Genomic DNA, 4,685 nt, shown 5'->3' with positions numbered 1-4,685 from the left:
GGCGGTAAGACGACTGGACTGGTTGAACAACAAGGCAGAGGATCCCAACCTCTGGAACGATGCCCAGGAAGCCCAGAAGCTGATGCGCGAGCGCCAGCAGCTGGACGAGAGCATCCATGGCGTGCGCGCCATCGAGCAGCAGCTCAAGGACAATATCGAACTCATCGAACTCGGTGAGGAAGAGGGCGATGCCGACATCGTCAAGGATGCCGAAGACGCCCTGAAGGCGGTTCGCACCGAGGCGTCGCGCAAGCAGGTCGAGGCCATGCTTTCAGGCGAGGCGGATACCAACGACACCTATCTCGAAGTGCATTCCGGCGCCGGCGGCACGGAAAGCCAGGACTGGGCGAACATGCTTCTGCGCATGTACACCCGTTGGGCGGAGCGCTCGGGCTACAAGGTGGAGCTCCTGGAAATCCATGACGGCGAAGAAGCCGGCATCAAGTCCGCGACGCTGCTCGTCAAGGGCCACAATGCCTATGGCTGGCTGAAGACTGAGTCGGGCGTGCACCGCCTGGTCCGCATCTCGCCCTATGACAGCAATGCGCGCCGTCACACCTCGTTCTCGTCGATCTGGGTCTATCCGGTCATCGATGATTCGATCACCATCGATATCAACGAGAGCGACTGCCGCATCGACACCTACCGTTCGTCGGGCGCCGGCGGGCAGCACGTCAACACGACCGACTCGGCCGTGCGCATCACGCACATGCCGTCGGGCATCGTCGTTGCCTGCCAGCAGGAGCGTTCGCAGCACAAGAACCGCGCCAAGGCGTGGGACATGCTGCGTGCCCGTCTCTACGAAGCGGAGCTGAAGAAGCGCGAAGAAGCGGCCAATGCCGAAGCGGCCTCCAAGTCCGATATCGGCTGGGGCCACCAGATCCGCTCCTACGTCCTGCAGCCCTACCAGCTGGTCAAGGACCTGCGCACCGGCGTCGAAAGCACGGCGCCGTCGGATGTTCTCGACGGAGAACTCAACGAGTTCATGGAAGCAGCCCTTGCCCACCGTGTGAACGGCGGCGCGGACGCGGTCGTGGACGACCTCAACTGACGTTGACGAAAACGCATTTGGGAACGGGCGCTTCGGCGCCCGTTTTCGTATCCGCTCAGTTCGTCGCGCGCTCGATCTTGATCTCGCCGAGATCGTCGATCAGCACCGTCCAGCTTTCCGGCTCGGTGACCTTCGGCTCCGTCTTCAGATGGACCGTGGCGAAGAGGCCGGGTTGGGTGGTGACGCCGGATGAATTCTCCGGCCTGATATCCGTGACATAGGGCTTCAGCGCCGAGAATTCCTCGAGCACCGTCGAGGAAACGATCTTCGGCCCGTCGGCGGTCGCCTCGATCTGCTGAAGATGGATCTGCGCCGTGCCGTCCTTCTGACGTACGGCGATCAGCTTGTAATAGCCGCGACGAGGCGCAGGCTTTTCGGCGACAGCAGTTTCAGACGTCGCGGCAGCCGCATCGCCATCACCCTCCGCAGGCTCTTCCCAGAAACCGGTGCTCACCACGAAGGTAATCGCTTCGGAGACCGGCGATTCTCCCTCGGCGAAGGCCGGTGTGCCGGCAAGCAGGAGAATGGCGAGAGCGGCGGTGAGGGCGCGTTTCATGGTTTGCTCCTGTCCCTGAAAAGGAGAGGGTGTCAGTAATCGAACTGTTCGGCAAGAATCCGGTCGGACCAGGAATGATCCGGATCCGAGAGAATATGCGCCGACACGCCCGCCGATTCGGCGATCTGTACCGAGGTCACCGACTTGACCTCGGTATTGTCGGCCACCGCATTGACCGGGCGCTTCTCCGCTTCCAGCACGTCGATCTTGACGGTCACCTTGTTCGGCAGCAATGCCCCGCGCCAGCGCCGGGGGCGGAAGGGGCTGACCGGCGTCAAGGCCAGCAGTGGTGCCTCCAGCGGCAGGATGGGGCCATGGGCGGAAAGATTGTAGGCGGTGGAGCCGGCAGGCGTCGCCAGCAGCAGGCCGTCGCAGATCAATTCTTCCAGCCGCACACGGCCATCGACGCTGACGCGCAGCTTCGCCGCCTGATAGGACTGCCGGAAGAGATAGACCTCATTGATGGCAAGCGCCCGGCGCTCCTGGCCGCTCGCATCGCTCGTCACCATTTCCAGCGGGCGGAAGGCATTTTCGACGGCGCCATCGATACGCTCCAGCAGATTGCTCGAATCGTAGCGGTTCATCAGGAAGCCGATGGAGCCGCGGTTCATGCCGTAGACCCGCTTGCCGGTGTTCATGGTGGTGTGCAGCGTCTGCAACATGAAACCGTCGCCGCCGAGCGCGACGATCACGTCAGCCTGTTCCGGATCGGCATTGCCGTAAATGGCGATCAGTTCGTTGCGCGCGTCCTGCGCTTCGGGCGCCTGCGAGGCGACGAAGGAAAGGGTGTTCAAGTCACGCGCCATGCCGCCGATCCGCATCCTCAATGCAAAGCTCCAAACCCCGCGCGGTGCGCAGGGCCGGTCTTTGTCGCATGCCTTTACGGCATGCGCATCTGAAAAATATGACAATGACGTGTGATTACGGCTGTGAGAATGCAGCCGGCGCCGATCAGGCCTTGCGCGCACCGGCGCGCGCTTCGAGCGCTTTCAAGGCCGCTTCACCCGCTGCCGCAGCCTCGAAGGGGCTGCGAAACGGTCCGATCAGAGGATTGGTCACGCCACGAAACGTCAAGGCGACGAAGAATTTCCCGTCCGAGCGCTTCTCGATCTTGACCTTGGAGACCGGTTCGTTTTCTGCAGCCACGGTAAAATCCTCCGGAACGCCGCGCGCGAAAACCGGCCAAGCCGATCGTCCATTCTGTCGCGAAGCGGAAATGATGGTGCCCCCACCAGGACTCGAACCCGGGACCCCCTGATTACAAATCAGGTGCTCTACCAACTGAGCTATAAGGGCACGCAATGCGAGGGAGTTAGCATATTTTCCGGCGGAGTAAAGCGAAAAGGGTGGATCAGATCGACCAGTTGCTGTCGTCGGCCGGTTTGGGCACGATTTCCTGGCAGCGGTGCATGGAGCGCGGCAGGTTTTCGGCAAGGTGGTCGATCAGCGCGCGCACCGCCGGCAGCATGCCGTGACGGGAGGTGAAGACGGCGTGGACCGTCGCCTCTGTCGACGACCAGTCCGGCAGCACCGGCGTCAGCACGCCGTTGCGGAAGCCGCGCTCGACGATGATGTCGGGCAGCAGGCCGAGGCCGATGCCTTCGATCGTCGCGCGTTCCAGCACGCTGAAATCCGAGCAGGTAAGGACCGGTGAGTGCGAGACGTCATGGATTTCGCCGCTTGAATGCAACAGCGTCCAGATGGCGCGTGGATTGTTTTCCTGCATGGAAAGCGTGGGAATGCGGCCGATCGTGTCGAGATCGACGGGGCCGTAGCGCTCCAGAAAACGCGGACTTGCTGCGAGGTAGCGGCGCGTGGCGCCGAAACGGCGCACGATCAGCGACTGGTCCGTGTCGTAGCTGTCGCGCACGCGCAGCGCGACATCGATTCGCTCCTCGATGAGATCGACGGGGCGCCCGGTGGTGAGGATTGACAGGCGCACCAGCGGATAACGTTTCAGGAAACCCGGCAGCACATCGGCCATCATCGGGGCAAAACCCGGCGGCATGGAGAGCCGCACGGTTCCCGCCGGCTCCGCCTTGGCGACGGCGACGACCGCCTCCGCCGCCTCGACGCCTGACAGCACCGCCTCACAGCGCTCATAGAAGGACTGGCCGATGTCGGTGATGGCGAGTTTTCGGGTGGAGCGCTCGATGAGGCGCACGCCGAGCTGCTCCTCGAGGGCCGCGACCCGCTTGCTGATCTTCGATTTGGGCACGGACAGCGCATTTGCTGCCGCAGTAAAGCCTTTGTGCCGCACGACGGCGGCGTAGAGAGCGAGATCGTTCAGGTCCTGCATCTGGTGTCTCCGGTTATGACCTGATTATTGTTTCCCTGGTGAAACAGTCAATTGGATTTTTGCCGTCTAATCGCGCGATTGTTTTCGGATCATATGTTTTGCACCCAAACCGAACAGAGGTGCTGACCCATGAACGTTCTTCACATCGACTCCGGCATTCTCGGAGATCATTCCGTATCCCGTCGCCTGACCGCTGCCGTCGCCGCCCAGATCAAGGCCGAACAATCCGGCGCGACCGTCACCTATCGCGACCTCGTGTCCAACCCGCTGCCGCATCTCTCCGGCGCGCATCTGATGGCCGCCAATGCCGCGCCGGACCAGGTCGACACGCAGATCGCGGCCGAGCTTGCCGAAAGCAAGGTCGTGCTGGAAGAATTCCTCGCCGCCGATACGATCATCCTCGGCGTGCCCATGTACAATTTCTCGCTGCCGAGCCAGCTCAAGGCCTGGATCGATCGCGTCGCCGTCGCCGGCAAGACGTTCCGCTACACGGCCGAAGGCCCGGAGGGCCTCGCCAAGGGCAAGAAAATCATCATCGTCTCCACCCGCGGCGGTCACTACAGCGCCGGCCCGGCAGCCGTGATGGATCATCAGGAAAGCTATCTGCGCGCCGTGCTCGGCTTCCTCGGCGTCACCGATATTGAGATCGTCCGCGCCGAAGGCCTCAATCTCTCGGCCGATTCGAAAGTGCAGGCGATTTCCGAAGCCGAGCGCTCGATCGGCGATCGCAATGTTCTGAAGCTCGCCTCCTAAGCGGGATCAGACTGTTCAAACACGAA

Annotated in this window: 6 protein-coding genes and 1 tRNA gene; 2 read left to right on the top strand and 5 right to left on the bottom strand. The window is 62.4% G+C overall.

Features of this window, described 5'->3' with window-relative positions; translation table 11 throughout:
- On the top strand, positions 1–1,051 hold a 1,051-nt coding region (gene prfB, locus ACOZK4_RS05210), incomplete at its 5' end, for a peptide chain release factor 2 (RefSeq protein WP_421590845.1).
- Positions 1,052–1,106: 55 nt separating this feature from the next.
- Here the strand turns inward: prfB and ACOZK4_RS05205 are convergent.
- The 5 genes from ACOZK4_RS05205 to ACOZK4_RS05185 all read right to left on the bottom strand — a co-directional run bounded on the left by ACOZK4_RS05205 (position 1,107) and on the right by ACOZK4_RS05185 (position 3,906).
- Positions 1,107–1,607, bottom strand: a complete 501-nt coding sequence (locus ACOZK4_RS05205) for a hypothetical protein (protein ID WP_421590844.1) — start codon at positions 1,605–1,607, stop codon at positions 1,107–1,109.
- 32 nt (positions 1,608–1,639) lie between these two features.
- Positions 1,640–2,413: an NAD kinase gene (locus tag ACOZK4_RS05200; RefSeq protein ID WP_313524127.1), complete on the bottom strand. Its 774-nt coding sequence runs from the start codon at positions 2,411–2,413 to the stop codon at positions 1,640–1,642.
- 145 nt (positions 2,414–2,558) lie between these two features.
- On the bottom strand, positions 2,559–2,753 hold the full coding sequence (locus ACOZK4_RS05195) for a hypothetical protein (RefSeq protein WP_421590843.1): 195 nt from the start codon (positions 2,751–2,753) through the stop codon (positions 2,559–2,561).
- Between the two features lie 74 nt (positions 2,754–2,827).
- Positions 2,828–2,903, bottom strand: a tRNA-Thr gene (locus tag ACOZK4_RS05190).
- A 55-nt stretch (positions 2,904–2,958) separates the two neighbouring features.
- Positions 2,959–3,906: a LysR family transcriptional regulator gene (locus ACOZK4_RS05185; RefSeq protein WP_421590841.1), complete on the bottom strand. Its 948-nt coding sequence runs from the start codon at positions 3,904–3,906 to the stop codon at positions 2,959–2,961.
- Between the two features lie 129 nt (positions 3,907–4,035).
- Between ACOZK4_RS05185 and ACOZK4_RS05180 the strand changes: the two genes are divergently transcribed.
- The gene (locus ACOZK4_RS05180) at positions 4,036–4,659 is read left to right on the top strand and encodes an FMN-dependent NADH-azoreductase (protein WP_421590840.1); all 624 of its coding nucleotides are present in this window, start codon (positions 4,036–4,038) and stop codon (positions 4,657–4,659) included.
- The last annotated feature ends 26 nt before the right edge of the window (positions 4,660–4,685 follow it).

This window comes from Shinella sp. M27, from assembly GCF_049199905.1.
Classification (GTDB): Bacteria; Pseudomonadota; Alphaproteobacteria; order Rhizobiales; family Rhizobiaceae; genus Shinella.
The sequence above is the reverse complement of the archived record's forward strand: the minus strand, read 5'-3'. Positions and strand labels throughout refer to the sequence as shown.

Coding starts and splice junctions, on each gene's coding strand:
- ACOZK4_RS05205 (WP_421590844.1), bottom strand. CDS start 1,607: ATGAAACGCGCCCTCACCGCCGCTCTCGCCATTCTCCTGCTTGCCGGC.
- ACOZK4_RS05200 (WP_313524127.1), bottom strand. CDS start 2,413: ATGGCGCGTGACTTGAACACCCTTTCCTTCGTCGCCTCGCAGGCGCCC.
- ACOZK4_RS05185 (WP_421590841.1), bottom strand. CDS start 3,906: ATGCAGGACCTGAACGATCTCGCTCTCTACGCCGCCGTCGTGCGGCAC.
- ACOZK4_RS05180 (WP_421590840.1), top strand. CDS start 4,036: ATGAACGTTCTTCACATCGACTCCGGCATTCTCGGAGATCATTCCGTA.